The 14,692-nt window shown below is 71.4% G+C and carries 14 protein-coding genes; 4 read left to right on the top strand and 10 right to left on the bottom strand.

Features of this window, described 5'->3' with window-relative positions:
* Positions 1 to 957: an ABC transporter substrate-binding protein gene (locus ADK57_RS19940; RefSeq protein ID WP_053750828.1), complete on the top strand. Its 957-nt coding sequence runs from the start codon at positions 1 to 3 to the stop codon at positions 955 to 957.
* A 3-nt stretch (positions 958 to 960) separates the two neighbouring features.
* Here ADK57_RS19940 and ADK57_RS19935 read toward each other — a convergent pair whose 3' ends face one another.
* Genes ADK57_RS19935 through ADK57_RS19925 form a run of 3 tightly spaced genes read right to left on the bottom strand, consistent with a single transcriptional unit; the run spans position 961 to position 2,653 of the window.
* Positions 961 to 1,677 carry an isocitrate lyase/PEP mutase family protein gene (locus ADK57_RS19935; protein ID WP_053750827.1) on the bottom strand — a complete coding sequence of 239 codons (717 nt, stop codon included), beginning with the start codon at positions 1,675 to 1,677 and terminating at the stop codon, positions 961 to 963.
* Positions 1,674 to 2,147, bottom strand: a complete 474-nt coding sequence (locus tag ADK57_RS19930) for a carboxymuconolactone decarboxylase family protein (protein ID WP_324612199.1) — start codon at positions 2,145 to 2,147, stop codon at positions 1,674 to 1,676. The genes ADK57_RS19935 and ADK57_RS19930 overlap by 4 nt, the downstream gene beginning before the upstream one ends.
* On the bottom strand, positions 2,144 to 2,653 hold the full coding sequence (locus tag ADK57_RS19925; protein WP_053750826.1) for a carboxymuconolactone decarboxylase family protein: 510 nt from the start codon (positions 2,651 to 2,653) through the stop codon (positions 2,144 to 2,146). The genes ADK57_RS19930 and ADK57_RS19925 overlap by 4 nt, the downstream gene beginning before the upstream one ends.
* A 47-nt stretch (positions 2,654 to 2,700) precedes the next feature.
* On the opposite strand from ADK57_RS19925, the gene ADK57_RS19920 reads away from it, so the two are divergent.
* Positions 2,701 to 4,092: a PLP-dependent aminotransferase family protein gene (locus ADK57_RS19920; protein ID WP_053750825.1), complete on the top strand. Its 1,392-nt coding sequence runs from the start codon at positions 2,701 to 2,703 to the stop codon at positions 4,090 to 4,092.
* Positions 4,093 to 4,140: 48 nt separating this feature from the next.
* Positions 4,141 to 4,632 carry a carboxymuconolactone decarboxylase family protein gene (locus ADK57_RS19915; protein WP_053750824.1) on the top strand — a complete coding sequence of 164 codons (492 nt, stop codon included), beginning with the start codon at positions 4,141 to 4,143 and terminating at the stop codon, positions 4,630 to 4,632.
* A 182-nt stretch (positions 4,633 to 4,814) separates the two neighbouring features.
* On the opposite strand, the gene ADK57_RS19910 is transcribed toward ADK57_RS19915, so the two are convergent.
* The 6 genes from ADK57_RS19910 to ADK57_RS19885 form a co-directional block, all read right to left on the bottom strand.
* A complete protein-coding gene (locus tag ADK57_RS19910; protein ID WP_078973234.1) occupies positions 4,815 to 5,690 on the bottom strand; it encodes an aminotransferase class IV in 876 nt (291 codons plus the stop codon).
* Positions 5,691 to 5,703: 13 nt separating this feature from the next.
* The gene (locus ADK57_RS19905; protein ID WP_053750823.1) at positions 5,704 to 6,927 is read right to left on the bottom strand and encodes an FAD-dependent monooxygenase; all 1,224 of its coding nucleotides are present in this window, start codon (positions 6,925 to 6,927) and stop codon (positions 5,704 to 5,706) included.
* Positions 6,924 to 8,489 (bottom strand): class I adenylate-forming enzyme family protein, encoded by a 1,566-nt coding sequence (locus tag ADK57_RS19900; RefSeq protein ID WP_053750822.1) that lies wholly within the window; start codon positions 8,487 to 8,489, stop codon positions 6,924 to 6,926. Before ADK57_RS19900 ends, ADK57_RS19905 begins: the two co-directional genes overlap by 4 nt.
* Positions 8,490 to 8,512: 23 nt before the next feature.
* Entirely contained in the window at positions 8,513 to 10,018 is a 1,506-nt protein-coding gene (locus ADK57_RS19895) for an AMP-binding protein (RefSeq protein ID WP_053750890.1), read from the bottom strand.
* A 74-nt stretch (positions 10,019 to 10,092) separates the two neighbouring features.
* Positions 10,093 to 12,357, bottom strand: coding sequence for an aminodeoxychorismate synthase component I (gene pabB, locus ADK57_RS19890; protein ID WP_053750821.1), 2,265 nt, complete (start codon positions 12,355 to 12,357; stop codon positions 10,093 to 10,095).
* A 30-nt stretch (positions 12,358 to 12,387) separates the two neighbouring features.
* A complete protein-coding gene (locus tag ADK57_RS19885) occupies positions 12,388 to 12,984 on the bottom strand; it encodes an antibiotic biosynthesis monooxygenase (protein WP_053750820.1) in 597 nt (198 codons plus the stop codon).
* A 185-nt stretch (positions 12,985 to 13,169) separates the two neighbouring features.
* Between ADK57_RS19885 and ADK57_RS47620 the strand changes: the two genes are divergently transcribed.
* Entirely contained in the window at positions 13,170 to 13,547 is a 378-nt protein-coding gene (locus ADK57_RS47620) for a DUF3050 domain-containing protein (protein WP_324612198.1), read from the top strand.
* 116 nt (positions 13,548 to 13,663) lie between these two features.
* Here ADK57_RS47620 and ADK57_RS19880 read toward each other — a convergent pair whose 3' ends face one another.
* Entirely contained in the window at positions 13,664 to 14,503 is an 840-nt protein-coding gene (locus tag ADK57_RS19880) for a DMT family transporter (RefSeq protein WP_053750889.1), read from the bottom strand.
* Positions 14,504 to 14,692: the final 189 nt, after the last annotated feature.

Below are 14,692 nucleotides of genomic sequence, written 5' to 3'. Positions count from 1 at the left end.
ATGCGACTTCGTACGACTGCCGTAGTGGCGGGAGTGTCCTCGCTCGCGCTGCTGACCAGTTGCGGCGCCGCCGACATGACCAAGCAGGCCTCGCCGTTCGCCAACGCCCAGGGCGCGAAGACGGTGACCCTGTCCACCCAGTCCTGGGTGGGCGCACAGGCCAACGTGGCCGTCGCGCAGTACCTGCTGGAGCACAAGCTCGGCTACCGCGTCGACACCGTCCAGGTCGACGAGGTGCCCGCCTGGGACGCGCTCAGCCAGGGCCGCGTCGACGCCATCCTGGAGGACTGGGGCCACCCCGATCAGGAACAGCGGTACGTCAAGGACAAGAAGACGATCACACGGGGCGGCGACCTCGGGGTGACCGGGCACATCGGCTGGTACGTCCCGACGTACTTCGCCAAGCAGCACCCGGACGTCACGAACTGGAAGAACCTCAACAAGTACGCCTCGCAGATGCGCACGGCGGAGAGCGGCGGCAAGGGCCAGCTGATGGACGGCTCGCCCTCCTACGTCACCAACGACAAGGCGCTGGTGAAGAACCTGAAGCTCGACTACCAGGTCGTCTTCGCCGGTTCGGAGGCCGCCCAGATCACGCAGATGAGGCAGTTCGCGAAGGAGAAGAAGCCCTTCCTCACCTACTGGTACACGCCGCAGTGGCTCTTCAAGAAGGTCCCCATGACCGAGGTGAAGCTGCCGGAGTACAAGGAGGGCTGCGACGCGGATCCGGAGAAGGTGGCCTGCGCCTATCCGCACACCCCGCTGCAGAAGTACCTCAACACGGACTTCGCGAAGAGCGGCAGCAAGGCGGCCGCCCTCCTGAAGAAGTTCAAGTGGACGACCGAGGACCAGAACGAGGTCTCCCTGATGATCGCCGACCAGAAGATGTCACCGGAGGAGGCGGCGAAGAAGTGGGTGGACAGCCACGAGTCCACCTGGAAGGCGTGGCTGTCCTGACGCTCACCTCACCTCTGCGGTGATCTCCCGCAGGGCGGCGGTGGCCCGGCGTTGCAGCCCCGGCCCGAACGTGACGCGAGTGGCCCCCAGTTCACCGAGTTCGGTGGGGGAGGGGCCCTCGCCGACCTTCGCGAACACGTTCATCGGCCCCTGGATGCCGGACCGCAGCAGCGGCAGTACGCTCGCCGGAGCGTCGATCGGATAGACGCAGTCGGCGCCCGCGGCGACGTACAACGCGGCCCGGTGGATGGCCTGTTCGGGTTCGTGCACGCCTCGGAGGAAGGTGTCGATGCGGGCGTTGACGAACAGCCGGTCACCGGCCGCGTACCGCACCTGGGCCAGCCAGTCGGCGTGTTCCCTCGGGTCCTTGAGGACACCCCCGTCGGAGTCCTCAAGGTTGCACCCGACGGCCCCCGTCTCCAGCAGCCGCTCCACCAGCTCCTTCGGCGCCAGCCCGTAACCGCCCTCGACGTCCGCCGACACCGGCACGTCCACGGCCCGCACGATCCGCGCGACTGCCGCGAACATCTCGTCCGCCGGGGTAGCCCCGTCCTCGTGTCCGAGGGAGGCGGCGACACCGGCACTGGGCGTGGCGAGCGCCCGGAAACCGGCCTCGACGAAGATGCGGGCGCTCGCCGCGTCCCACGGGCCGGGCAGGACGAGGGGGTCGTCCGGGGTCCGGCCGCGGTGGAGCCTGCGGAAAGTCTCGACCTTGCTCATGGCGTACGGCCCCCCGGCGGGATCCGGCGGGCCACCATCACCCGGTTCCAGTTGTTGATCGCGGCGATCAGCGCGACGAGATGGGCGAGTCGACAGTCGTCGAAGTACTTCGCCGCCCGCTCGTACACGTCGTCCGGCACGAACCCTTCCCCAGAGCCGAAGGCCTGGGAGGTGCCCCCGGTCAGAACGGTCACCGCCTCCGTCAGCGCGAGGGCGGCCCGCTCGCGCTCGTCGTAGACGTCCCCGGCCTCCTCCCAGGCGCTGAGGAGATCGAGCTGTTTCTCGCTCACCCCGTGCTCGCGCGCGATGGCGAGGTGCATGTCGAGGCAGAAGGCGCAGTGGTTGAGCTGCGAGGCGCGGATGACGACGAGTTCGGCGAGAGCGGGGTCGCCGAGCCCCTTCTTCGCGGTGGCGCTGACCGCGGACATGGCCCGCCCGACCTCACGGTCCAGGAGTGTCGTACGGCTCACTTGTACTGGCCCGCCTCGTAGTGCCCCGGGGCCATACGGAAGGTCACCCCGAACCGGTTCCACGCGTTGATCACCGCGATCGCGGAGATCAACTGCGCCAGCTCGGCCTCGTCGAAGTGCTCGGCGGCGTTCTCGTACACCTCGTCGGGCACGAAACCGTCCGTCAGGACGGTCACCGCTTCGGTCAGCTCCAGCGCCGCGAGTTCCTTCCCGGTGTAGAAGTGCCGCGACTCGTCCCAGGCACTGAGCTGGATGATCCGCTCGACGCTCTCGCCCGCCGCGAGCGCGTCCTTGGTGTGCATGTCGATGCAGAAGGCGCAGTGGTTGATCTGCGAGGCGCGGATCTTCACCAGCTCGTACAGCTTGTGGTCGAGACCCTGCTTGGCTGCCGTGTCGAGGCGGATCATCGCCTTGTAGACCTCGGGGGCGAGCTGGGCCCACTGCATCCTGGCCGGCGGTTCGGGTGCGTACTCCATGGTCTTGGCGGTGTCGTCGGTCGTCGTCATGCCTTCGACCCTAGAAGTCAGGCAGCCCAGGGGTATGGTCCATTTCCATGCCGAAACCTTGGGCCACCCTGGGCATCGACCTGCACGTGGAGCCGACCGGTCCGGGCCTGCGCCAGGGCCTCACCGACGCCCTGCGCGAGGCCGTCCGCACCGGCCGCCTGGCACCGGGGACGCGCCTGCCCTCCTCCCGCACCCTCGCCGTCGACCTGGGCATCGCCCGCAACACGGTCGCCGAGGCCTACGCCGACCTGGTCGCCGAGGGCTGGCTCACCGCCCGCCAGGGCTCGGGCACGCGGGTCCCGGACCGGACGGTCGTCCCGCCGACCGGCGCGGCACGCCGTCCCCGCGAGCCCGCCCGTTCCGCGTACGACCTGCGTCCCGGCTTCCCCGACCTCGCCTCCTTCCCGCGTACGGAGTGGCTCAAGGCAGCGCGCCGCGCCCTGACCGCGGCCCCGTACGACGCCTTCGGCTACGGCGATCCCCGCGGCCGTGTGGAGCTGCGTACCGCGCTCGCCGGCTACCTCGCCCGGGCGCGGGCAGTGCGTGCCGACCCGGAACGGATCGTGGTGTGCGCCGGGTTCTCCCACGGCCTGAAGGTGCTCGGCGCGGTACTGCGGGCACGGGGGGTCCGCACGGTCGCCGTCGAGTCGTACGGCCTCGCCGTACACTGGCGGCTTCTGGGCGCGGCCGGCCTGCGCACCGCACCGCTGCCCTTCGACCGACTGGGTACGCAGCCCGGGGAGTTGGCGGACGTGGGCGCCGTCCTGCTCACCCCCGCCCACCAGTTCCCCATGGGCGTACCCCTGCACCGCGACCGGCGCGCGTTCGTCGTCGAGTGGGCGCGGCGCACCGGCGGCCTGGTCCTGGAGGACGACTACGACGGTGAGTTCCGCTACGACCGCCAGCCCGTGGGCGCCCTCCAGGGCCTGGACCCGGACCGCGTGGTCTACCTGGGCACCGCGAGCAAGTCCCTCGCCCCCGGCCTGCGGCTGGCGTGGATGGTGCTGCCGCCCGGGCTCGCCGAGGAGGCCGCGGCGGCGAAGGGCGGCGTCGACACGTGCGGGGTGATGGACCAGTTGACGCTGGCGGAGTTCATCACGTCCGGGGCCTACGACCGTCATGTCCGCTCGGCGCGCCTTCGCTACCGTCGTCGCCGGGACGCCCTCGTGGCCGCCCTCGCCGCCCGCGCCCCCGAGGTGCACGCCACCGGCATCGCGGCAGGCCTGCACGCCGTCCTGCGGCTGCCGCCCGGCAGCGAGCAGTCGATCGTCCAAGCGGCCGCCTGGCAGGGCCTGGCGGTCGACGGCCTCACCCGCTACCGCCACCCCGACGCGATCGCCGAGCAGCCCGAGGACGCTCTGGTCGTCGGGTACGGGACACCGCCGGACCACGCATGGTCGGGAGCCCTGGACGCATTGTGTGCGGCACTTCCCGGATAATCGGAGGTTTTCTCTTCCGGAATGCGGTTCGACGGATAGAGTCGCCCCATGAGTAATATCGATGCGATATCCCGCGTGGCCCTGAAGAAGATTACCCCCGACGTCTCCGCCGCAATGGGTTCTCTGCATGGCGCCGCCGTTTCCGCGTCCCGGGACGCCAAGATCGAACCGGAACTCCTGGAACTGATCAGGATCCGTGCCTCGCAGCTCAACGGCTGCGCGTTCTGCCTCGACATGCACACCAAGGACGCCCGTGCCCAGGGCGAGACCGAGCAGCGGATCTACGCGCTGAACGCCTGGCGGGAGACCCCCTTCTTCAGCGGACGAGAGCGCGCCGCACTGGCGTTGACCGAGGCTGTGACCCTGGTGCACGACGGTCACGTCCCGGATGCGGTCTACGCCGAGGCCGCGGCGGTCTTCGACGAGGAGCAGATCGCCGCACTGATCTGGACGGCCACCGTCATCAACGCCTACAACCGGATCGCGATCGCGACCCGGATGGTGCCGGGGGCTTATCAGCCGGCGCAGAAGAAGGATTGAAGAAGCCCGAAGAACCGGAGAACCGGAGAACCGGAGAACCGGAGAACCGGAGAACCGGAGAACCGGAGAACCGGAGAACCGGAGAACAACTGAATTCGGGCAGTTTTGATCGCGCCGGGGCGAATGGCATTCAGGAATACGGGATGTCATTCACCCCGGCGCATGTCGTCGGGGTCGGGAATTCAGTGCTCCGGCAGCGGCTCCATGACGTCGTCCAGCCATTTCCGCCATTCCGGTGCCCGCACCGCCGGCGCCGCCCGCATGGGCCGGGCCGTCCAGCCCGTCACGGGCCGGATTCCGTGCAGCGCGTTCACCAGCCACACCTCACGCCCGTCCAGCTCGGCCAAGGTCCGCTCGCGGTGGGCGACGCGGGTCCCGGTGCGCCAGGCCTGCTCCTGGAGGAGTCCGATGGTCACCCCGGGCAGGACGGGCAGCCGCGGCGGGGGCAGGCACAGGGTGTCGTCCTCCCACCACAGCACGCTGGCGGTGGCCGCCTCCAGCACCACTCCGGACGGCGCGATCAGCACCGCCTCTTCCGCTCCCTCGCCGGACGCCCGCCGCCGGATCCGGGCCAGGGCGTCCAGGTCCGGTCCCTTGCGGCGGGGGACGGTCCGCGGATCGGACTGCCCCGCCGCCCACACCCGTACCCCGCAGCCGAGCGGCGGCGCGTGCCGCAGCAGCAGTCGCAACTCCGGCGAACCGGCGGCGAGTTCCACTCGGGGAAACCACTCGCCGGTACGTGGCAGCGCCGCCGTCATGTCCTGCCAGAACTCCACGAGCCGGCGCAACGGCGGCCCGCCGCACTCGCCGCACGCGCGCAGGAACCGCTCCCGGTGCCGCTCGAAGCCACGCACCCGCCCGTCCCGCACCAGCCAGGAGTCCGCGACGAGCAACCGCCCCCCGGCCGCCGCACCCGTCTGAGGCCGCAGACCCGGCGCGGCCCCTGCCGCCGACCACCCCCCGGCCGCCGCCCCCGTGTCCGGGCCACCGTCCGCCGCCACCGGGCCATCGCCCGGCGTCCACGTCAAAAGTCCTTCCGCAACCGGCGGTTGTGTCACCACAGTCCCCTCCTCAGTACTTTCCGCCGGCCACCACCGGCGCCCCGCCCCGCGGCCCGTACGGGGCGTGCTCCAGCCACGAACCGCACCACGGAAGCACCGGCGCGAGGGCAGCCGCCGCCCGCTGCCTGACCCGGACGCTCCGCCGCCGAGGCCGCAGATGGTCCAGCGCCTTCCCGGCGGCCGCGCTGTTGAACAGGGCGGCAGCGCGCCGCACCGCGGCGAACTCGGCGACCGCCCCCGCGGGCCCCACGGCGACCGCCCCCGCGGGCCCCACGGCGACGGCCCCCGCAGCCGCCGCGACGGCGTCCGCCGCCGCTGCCGCGTCCGCGATTCCGCTGTTCATGCCGCGCGCCCCGAACGGCGGAAAGAGATGCGCCGCCTCCCCGACGAGCAGCACCCTCCCGTGCGCGTCGGTGAACGAGGCCGCGACCTTGCGCAGGAAGCGGTACGTCGACACCCACAGAATCCGCTCGGCGTACCCGTCCCCCACGACCGAGGGCAGCCACCGGCGTACGGCCTCCTCACTGCCGTACGCCTCCTGCCGGTCGTCGTCCCGGCACTGCAGGTCGACCTGGAAGCCCCCGGTGAACGGCACCCGCATCACGCTGCGGCCGCCCACGCCCGGATGCTCGTAGTGGAAGACCCGCTCCAACGGGAGTTCGGCGCCGGGGATGTCGGCGACGTCGACGACGACGTGGAAGCCCTCGCCGTGGCCGCCTTCCATGGCGATGCCCAGCCCGCTCCGGAGCGTGGAGCGGGCGCCGTCGGCGGCGATCGCGTACCCGCCGCTCCACACCCGCCCGTCCTCGCCGGTCAGCACGACCCCGGTCGCCGTGGTGCGGACGTCCTTCACGCGGGCGTCCCACACGAACTCCACCCCGGCCCGCTCGCAGGCGGTCCGCAGGAAGCGTTCGGTGTCCACCTGGCGCAGGCTGGTGAAGGGCGGGGTGCCCGAAGCGGGCGGATAGGTCCGCGAGTACACCTCGCGGCCCCGGTAGAGGGTGCGCCGGGTCTGCCAGGTCCGTCCGTACGACGTGATCTCGTCGGCGAGCCCGGGCTGCATCCCGTCGAGGAGACGCAGGGTCTCCCGGTGTACGAACAGGGCCCGGCTGCCCGGCCGTTCACGGTCCTTCGGGTCGGCCTCCAGGAGGACGGCCGGCATCCCGTGCGCCCGCAGGGCGAGCGCCGCCGACAGACCGACGGGGCCGGCGCCGACGACCAGGACTTCGTTCACGTGCGCGCGCCCTCGGCCAGCATGCGGGTGATCTCCACCCGCTTCACCTTCCACGTGGCGGTCATCGGCAGGTCCTCGAACCGCCACTGCCGCGGTTCGGCCATGGCCGGCAGATCGGCCGTGGCCTCCCGCCAGCGCTCCGCGTCCAGCGGTCGCTCGCCACGCACGCACACCACCGGCACCGGCTCCCGGCCCGCGCCGGGCACGATGACGACCTCCCGCAGTTCCTCCAGCCGGGACATCAGCACGTCCTCGACCTCCAGATTGCTGTGCACCGAGTCGATCCGGTCGATCTCACGGTCGATCAGATGCAGGACACCCAGACGGCTGCGGTACCCCATGTCGCCCATCTGCCACCAACCGCGGTCGAGTTGGCGCCCGTACTGCTCCCGCGCCCCGAGGTAGGTGAGGATCAGCCCCCTGGTACGGGCCTCGATCCGGCCTTCCGTCCCGGGCGCCACCCGTCTGCCGTCGGCGTCGGTGACCCGGACCCGGGTGAACCCCGGTATCCCGATGCCGACCCGGCGGCCGTCCGAGCGAGCGGCACCGCGCCGGGTGAACCACTGGAACGCGACCGGCCCCGTCTCGCTCTGCCCGTACAACTGGACCAGCCAAGGCGTACGCCGTTTCGAGGCGCCCAGCAGGCGCCGTACGGTCCGCGGATGGATCGCGTCGAACGTGGAGCCGTACGCCTTGACCCGCGACAGCGGTGCCCCCGGCGCGTCGACCAACTCCTCCCACAGCACGAAGGTGTTGGGATGCGTCTCCACGATCCCGGGCCGGTGCCGCACCAGCAGCGGCCCGACGGTCGCCGGGTACGGGTCGGTGATCAGCACCAGCGGACTGCCGAAGTGCAGCAGTACACCGAGCAGATGGTAGAAACGCGAGTGCACGAACGACATGTGCAGCGCCGCGGTCTCGCCCCGCGTGGGCCAGCCCATCGCCTGCTGCGGTACCAGCCGGTTCCACATGGTCCGCGCGCAGTGCACGGCGAGCTTGGGGACGCCGGTGGTGCCCGAACTGTGGGTGATCAGCGCGGGTTCCCGGGGGTGGAGCCGTACCGGCGCGGGCGGCTCGGCGCCGGCGTACTTCTCCAGGGGCACGGCGCCGGGAGCGTCGTCCACGGAGAGGGTGCTCCGCACGAGCCCGGACAGGTCGACGTCCCCCAGCGGGCCGTCCAGCTTCGCCCGGTCGGTGATCAGCCAGGGCCGCTGCAGCCGCGCCAGCAACTGTCCCACGACGGGACCGGCCAGGGCGGGCGAGAGCAGCACCGGCACGGCTCCGATCCGGGAGACCGCGCAGGTCAGCAGCATGATGTCAACGTTGTCCGTCTTGTGCACGACCACCTGTTCCGAGGGACGTACCCCGGCCTCCCACAGCCGGCCCGACAGCTCCTCGACGACCTCGGCGAGCACCGGATAGCTCAGGTCGACCCCGAGCGACGGGTTGACGTCCAGGGGCCGGTCCAGGGTGACGAAGACGGCCCCGTGGCGGTCGGCCGCCCGCCGGAACAGCGGTCCGAGATAGAACCCGCGGTCGGTGAGCAGGGGTTGTTCGGGCATGAGGCCCTTCCTTTCGGCCATGGTCACCACGCGCCCCTGCGGACCAGGTGACGGCGGAGCTTTCCGGTCGGGGTGCGCGGCAGGGACGGGACGAGGCTGACGCTGCGGGGGACCCTGAAGGCGGCCAGGTGCTCCCGCGCCAGCCGGATCAGGTCGTCCTCCAGACCGGTCGGCGGCGCTGCCATCGGCACGACGAAGGCACGCAGCCTGCTGAAACCGCGCCCGTCCCGCACGGCCGCGACCGCGACCTCCCGCACCGCCGGATGCGTCCGCAGTACGGCCTCCACCTCCAGCGGGGAGACGGTGATGCCGCCGACCATCTCCATGTCGTCGCTGCGGCCCAGATGCCGGTAGCTGCCGTCCGGTTCACGGCGCGCCCGGTCCCGGGTGGCCAGCCAGCCGCCGGCCAGGGCGCGGGCCGTCTCCTCGGGCCGGTTCAGATAGCCGGGCGTCACCGTCGGCCCGCGCACCCACAGTTCGCCCTCCGCCCCGTCCGGCACCGGTCGCCCGTCACGGTCCCGCAACTCCACCTCGAAGCCGGGCACCGGACGGCCGACCGTGCCGGGATGGTTGTGCTCGTGGCTGTTGGCGCAGAACGCGTGCCCCGCCTCGGTGGAGCCGATCTGCTCCAGCACCGGCGCGCCGAGCAGTTCGGCGGCCTGCCTCCCGAGCTCGGTCGGCATGCCCTCGCCGGCCGACACCGCGGCGCGTACCGAGGCGAAGCAGGCGTCGTGGCCGCTGCCCCGGTCGGCCACCAGCGCGGCGTACGCCGACGGCACGGAGTACAGCAGCGTCACCCGGTGCCGGGCGATCAGCTCGTCGACGGCGGCCGGGGTCGGTCGCCGGTCCACCAGCACGGCCGACGACCCCGAGAACAGCGGGAAGACGAAGGCGTTGCCGAAGCCGTACGCGAAGTACAGCTTCGACACCGACAGCGTGACGTCGTCCTGGGTGATCCGCAGCACCCGCTGCCCGATCAGGTCGTGGTACGCCCTCGTGTCGCCGTGCGTGTGCACGACACCCTTGGGGCGGCCCGTCGTGCCGGAGGTGTACTGGACGTACAGCGGGGTGTGCGCGTCGACCGGATGCGCCGGTGCCGGGTCGGTGGCCGGGGTGAACGCGAGGAACTGGTCGGCGCCGAGGCGGGCCCGGTCGCTGAAACGGTCCTCCAGGCCCGGTCCGGTCACGCACAGCACCGCCTCGGTGTCCTCGGCCATGAACGTGTGTTCGACCGCGGGGAGTTCGGGGTTGACCAGGACCGCCACCGCCCCGAGCCGGGCGGTGGCGAGGAAGGCCGTCACCCAGGCGATCCCGTCGGGCAGGGCGAGCAGCACCCGGTTGCCGGGGCGCACACCGTGCTCGGCGAGCACACCGGCCGCGCGGGCCGCGAGAGCGTGCACCTCGCCGTGCGTCCAGACCCGGTGGCCCTGGTGGAAGGCGGCCCGCCCGGTCCACCCGCGCCGCTCCGCGAGGCCGGAGAGATACGCGGCGATGTTGCCGGGGACGTCCGCGTCGGGCGGGGAGGGCATGGGACCGGCCGAGGGGAGCGTGGGACGGGGGCTCGTCATCGGGTGGGCTTCTCCGTGACGGTCGGCGGCGGTCGTCATCGGGCGGGCTCCTCGGTGACGGTCTTCGGCATCGGGGTGTCGATCCGCTCCCGCTGCTCCCGGATCCGGGCGACCGTGTGCTCCCGGTGCGCCCGCATCTGCGCGGCCGTCTTCAGCAGCATCTCGTCGTACTCCGCGACCGGATCCGAGTCGAGGACGATCGCCCCGCCCGCGCCCAACTGCATCAGCCCGTCGGCGAGTACGGCCGTACGGATCACGATGCTGAGATCCGCGCCGCCGCCGCACCCCAGATAGCCGAGTGCTCCGGAGTAGACGCCACGGGCCTCGGTCTCCAGCGAGTCGATGATCTCCATGGTGCGCAGCTTCGGCGCGCCGGTCATGGAACCGCCGGGAAAGCAGGCGCGCACGCAGTCCACCGCGTCCGTGCCCTCGCGCAACCGGCCCTCGACGGTGGACACGAGCTGGTGGACGGTGGCGTAGGTCTCGGTGGCCATCAGCCGGGAGACCCGTACCGTCCCGGTCCGGCAGACCCGGCCCAGGTCGTTGCGGAGCAGGTCGACGATCATCAGGTTCTCGGCGCGGGTCTTGGCGTCCGCCGCGAGCGCGTCCCTGAGCCGGGCGTCCTCCTCCGGCCCGTCGCCGCGAGGCGCGGTGCCCTTGATGGGTCTGGCCTCGGCGACGCCGTCCCGGCTGATCCGCAGGAAACGCTCGGGGGAGGAGCCCGCCACGTCGAGCTCCTTGAACCGCAGGAAGGCCGCGTACGGTGCCGGGTTGACGCGCCGCAGGACCCGGTAGAAGTCGTAGGAGTCGGGCGGGGCGGGTAAGCGGGCGGCGTCGGTCAGACAGATCTCGTAGCTGGTGCCCGCCCGCAGCTCCCGTCGGCAGGCCTCGATGTCCGCGAGGTAGGTCGCCCGGTCGCGCACCAGCCAGGGCTCGGCGGCGAGGAGGTCCGGCTCGGGGGCCGGCGCGGACCGGGTCGGCGCCTCGACGGCAGGGCTCATGTCGGATCCGACACAGGTGAGTCGGGCGAGCGTGCCGTCCAGCCAGTCCGTGGCCTCCCGCGCGGCCTGCGGGGTGTCCTCCGCCAGGCAGACCGCGTAGGTGAAGCCCTCCTGGTGGTCGACCGCGATCAGCCGGTCGGCGAACAGCCAGCAGGCGTCCGGTACGTCGGAGGAGTATCGGTTCGGTGAGCCGCAGTCGGCCTTCGTCTCGTAGCCGAAGTAGCCGACGTAGCCGCCGGTGAAGTCGAAGGGCAGTCCGGTGGCGTCCACACGCCGGTTGGCCAACTGCCGTTTCAGGTAGTCGAAGACGCTCGCCGTGACCTTGCGCGGCGGCCGCCCCGCCCGCTCGATCTCGCAGCGCCCGGTACCGACGTCGTACCGCACGAACTCGGCGAGTGGCCCGCTGCCGTCCCCGAAGAACGAGAACCGCGACCGGCCCGGCTCGACCAGCGAACTGTCAAGCCAGAACGCCCGCTCGGCGGCGGCGTACATCCGCGTGAAGGCCGCCTCCGCGTCGACCGCTCCGGCGATACGGCGGGTGTGCAGCCGGTAGGAGGGGCCGCCGGAACGTCGGGGGCGGGGGATGGACACGCGGGAGGGCGGCGGTGTGTCCGTGGCGGACGGCTTCGTGGTGGTCGTCGATGCCGCGGCGGCCGGCGGGCGAGGGATCGCCGCCTCGGCCGGGGGTACGGCCGTGTTCTTCGTGCGCAGCTTGCGGGCCCGTTCCGCCGTGAGGTTGCGGAAGTTCACGAGCATGCGGTGGCCGTGCTCGGTCAGGACGGACTCCGGGTGGAACTGCACGCCCCACAGGGGCCGGGTGCGGTGCCGCAGCCCCATCAGTACACCGTCCTCGGCCCACGCGGTGGCCTCCAGCGTGTCGGGCAGCGGCTCGCGCACGGCCAGCGAGTGGTAGCGGACCGCGGTGAAGCCCTGCGGCACCCCCTGGAACAGGTCCTGCCCGTCGTGCCGTACGGAGGTCAGATGCCCGTGCCGGGGCTCCGGGGCCGGTCCCACCCGGCCGCGCTCCGCGAGGGCGATGCCCTGGTGGCCCAGGCAGACGCCCAGGACGGGCACCGGGGACTCGGCCAGCATTCGGGCGCTGATGCCGAAGTCGCGGACCTGCGCCGGGTGCCCCGGGCCCGGCGACACCACCACGTTGTCGAATTCCGCAAGATCCGGAATCAAGTCGCCGGGGGTGTCATTGAGGATCACCACCGGCTCCTCGCCGTTGACCTCGGCGATCAGCTGGAACAGGTTGTACGTGTACGAGTCGTAATTGTCGATGAGCAGGGTCTTCACCCGCCCACCTCCCTTGCGTCGTTCTCTGGCCTACGCGGTCCGTTTGTGTCGTCCGCGGAGCGCCTGGAGCGGTGGATACAGCCATTTCTTGAAGAAACGCTGAAGGCGCGGCATCAGAATCCAGGTGACGAGAGCCGTCACGCACAGACACAACAGCAGCGTACGGACGAACGGATTGAGGTCGCCGAGATAGGGCAACACAATCAGATTGAACAGAAGCACCGGCGGGAACACGGCGCTCATATTCACAAACCACAGTTTCCATTTCGACGGAGGGGCCGGCGGCGCGGCGGGCCGGTCTGCCTGGGCGTCGAACCACGCCTTCGCGCCCCGGACGCTCCGGCGGCCCGTCTTCCGGGCGACCGGCTCCGCGCGAAGGTCCCACTGTCTGCGGGTGGTGGAGTTTTCCCAGGCCAGGGCGGTGCCTTCGCTGGCGAAGCGATAGACGACATGCCACTCCGCCTCTCCGTCGACAAGGACGCCACCCCCCAGGAAGCCAGGCTGCTGCGCGCTCGCGGCCAGCATGGCCCACCCCCAGGAGTGAAAGTCTCCCTCGTGGCCCGGCGCCACGTGATAGGCCACGGTGACGGTGACGGGATTACTGGTCACCCTGTCGAGTACGCACATAAGGCCGGGTCCGTTCAAAGATTCAACGAAGTTTTTCGGCTGTCCGGAACATGGCTCTTTATAGCCCTTTCGGCGGCCTTGGGCTCTTGTGTCGGTGGTACTGCGGGTAACTTTCATCGAATTCACGGAAGTACCTGCCGGGAAGTTGACGGGAGCTGCGCGATCGCCTCCCCGGCCCAGGCTCCATGTCCAGATACGACTGGAATATGCGTCACGAGGGAATGGACCGGGCTCGGGTCGATATCGAACCCGCAAGAAAACAAGTTTCCGCTCATCTCCTTTGCCGGCGGATAAGCAGCCGGGAACGCATGGCGACGTTCATGACGCACCGCGTGTTCGCGGTGTGGGACTTCATGTCCCTGTTCGAGTCCCCGCAGCGCGAGCCGACCTGTGTCGACGTCCCCGGGGTGCGGCGAGGCTCGGACAGGTGGTCGCCGACCTCCGCGGCACGGACGACATCCGCCGAAGGAGGCGATCGAGACGGCGGACCTCGCGTTGGAGGTCAGGGACGGTCGGGCGCGCCGGGCAGTGGGACGGGATCACGGCGGCTGTCGACGGGGTGAGGTGAGGGGGGAGAGGCGAGGGGGTGAGGTGAGGGGGAGAGGGCCCAAGGTCGGGCGCGGGGCTGGGCGGTGTTCTGGTTCCCTCGGCGGGAGCCGTCTTCGCCCCCGTCTGTCCCTCACGCCGCGTCGGCGGACACCGGTGCCGGTGCCGGCGCCTCTCCGAACCGGGCCAGGGCCAACGCCCCGACCACCGCGATGAGGAACCCCAGCACCGCCACCCATGCCAAGCCCTCCCGGGTGCGGTCTCCGAGCCAGATCACACCCACCGCCGCCGGTCCGACCGTCTCGCCGATCACCATGCCGGCGGTGGCGGCTGTGACCGAGCCCGTGCGCAGCGCCGAGGTCAGGGACAGAAACGCCGCCGCGCCGCCCAGCAGCAGGGCGTACGCCGCCGGATCGCGCACCAGGTCCGGGAGTGCGGCCGAGTCGATCAGCCGTACCGCCACCTCGACCACCCCGAACCCGAACCCGGCCCCCAGCCCGAGCAACCCGGCCCGCCCCCGCTCCGGCAGCCGTCCCCCGGCCAGCCCGAGCAGCAATACCGCCAGCGCCACCCCGAGCAACGCGTACTCCAACGCCGTCGGTCCGCTGCGGTCCCCCTCCGTCCCGGACGCGATCCCCAACAATGCGAGCCCCGCGCACACCACACCCACGGCACCCCACTCCCGCCCGCTCAGCCGAACCCGCAGCACCCGCGCCGCGACCACCGCCGTCACCGCGAGACTCGACGCCAGCGCCGCGCCGACCGCGTAGATCGGGATCGACCGCAGCGCGGCGACCTGCAACAGGAACCCCAGCCCGTCCAGCGCCAGTCCGGCCAGATACCGCCATTGCCGGACCGCCCGCAGAAACAGCGCAGCCTCCCCGCCCTCGCCGTTGTCCGCCGCCCGCGCCGCCATCGCCTGCAACACCGTCGCCGTACCGAAGCAGACCGCGGCACCAAGTGCGCACACCATTCCAAAGAGCACAAAGCGACTGTAGGGGAGGTCGTGGCGGGTGGGGTGCCCGCACACCCGCTCTTACTGATCTCTAGGCTGTCCGCCGGACAACGCACACCGGGCCAACGCACACCGGGCCAACGCACACCGGGCCAACGCACACCGGGCCAACGCACACCGGGCCAACGCACACCGGGCCAACGCACA

The organism is Streptomyces sp. MMG1533, assembly GCF_001279775.1.
Lineage (GTDB): Bacteria > Actinomycetota > Actinomycetes > Streptomycetales > Streptomycetaceae > Streptomyces.
Note: the sequence above shows the minus strand (reverse complement) of the source record. Positions and strands in the feature narration are given on the sequence as shown.

What these genes read in the sequence shown, in the direction of transcription:
- ADK57_RS19925 (WP_053750826.1), bottom strand. Translation starts at nt 2,653, where the DNA reads ATGACGACGACCGACGACACCGCCAAGACCATGGAGTACGCACCCGAA.
- ADK57_RS19895 (WP_053750890.1), bottom strand. Translation starts at nt 10,018, where the DNA reads ATGCCCTCCCCGCCCGACGCGGACGTCCCCGGCAACATCGCCGCGTAT.
- ADK57_RS19935 (WP_053750827.1), bottom strand. Translation starts at nt 1,677, where the DNA reads ATGAGCAAGGTCGAGACTTTCCGCAGGCTCCACCGCGGCCGGACCCCG.
- ADK57_RS19880 (WP_053750889.1), bottom strand. Translation starts at nt 14,503, where the DNA reads ATGGTGTGCGCACTTGGTGCCGCGGTCTGCTTCGGTACGGCGACGGTG.
- ADK57_RS19915 (WP_053750824.1), top strand. Translation starts at nt 4,141, where the DNA reads ATGAGTAATATCGATGCGATATCCCGCGTGGCCCTGAAGAAGATTACC.
- ADK57_RS19900 (WP_053750822.1), bottom strand. Translation starts at nt 8,489, where the DNA reads ATGCCCGAACAACCCCTGCTCACCGACCGCGGGTTCTATCTCGGACCG.
- ADK57_RS19920 (WP_053750825.1), top strand. Translation starts at nt 2,701, where the DNA reads ATGCCGAAACCTTGGGCCACCCTGGGCATCGACCTGCACGTGGAGCCG.
- ADK57_RS47620 (WP_324612198.1), top strand. Translation starts at nt 13,170, where the DNA reads ATGTCCAGATACGACTGGAATATGCGTCACGAGGGAATGGACCGGGCT.
- ADK57_RS19940 (WP_053750828.1), top strand. Translation starts at nt 1, where the DNA reads ATGCGACTTCGTACGACTGCCGTAGTGGCGGGAGTGTCCTCGCTCGCG.
- ADK57_RS19885 (WP_053750820.1), bottom strand. Translation starts at nt 12,984, where the DNA reads ATGTGCGTACTCGACAGGGTGACCAGTAATCCCGTCACCGTCACCGTG.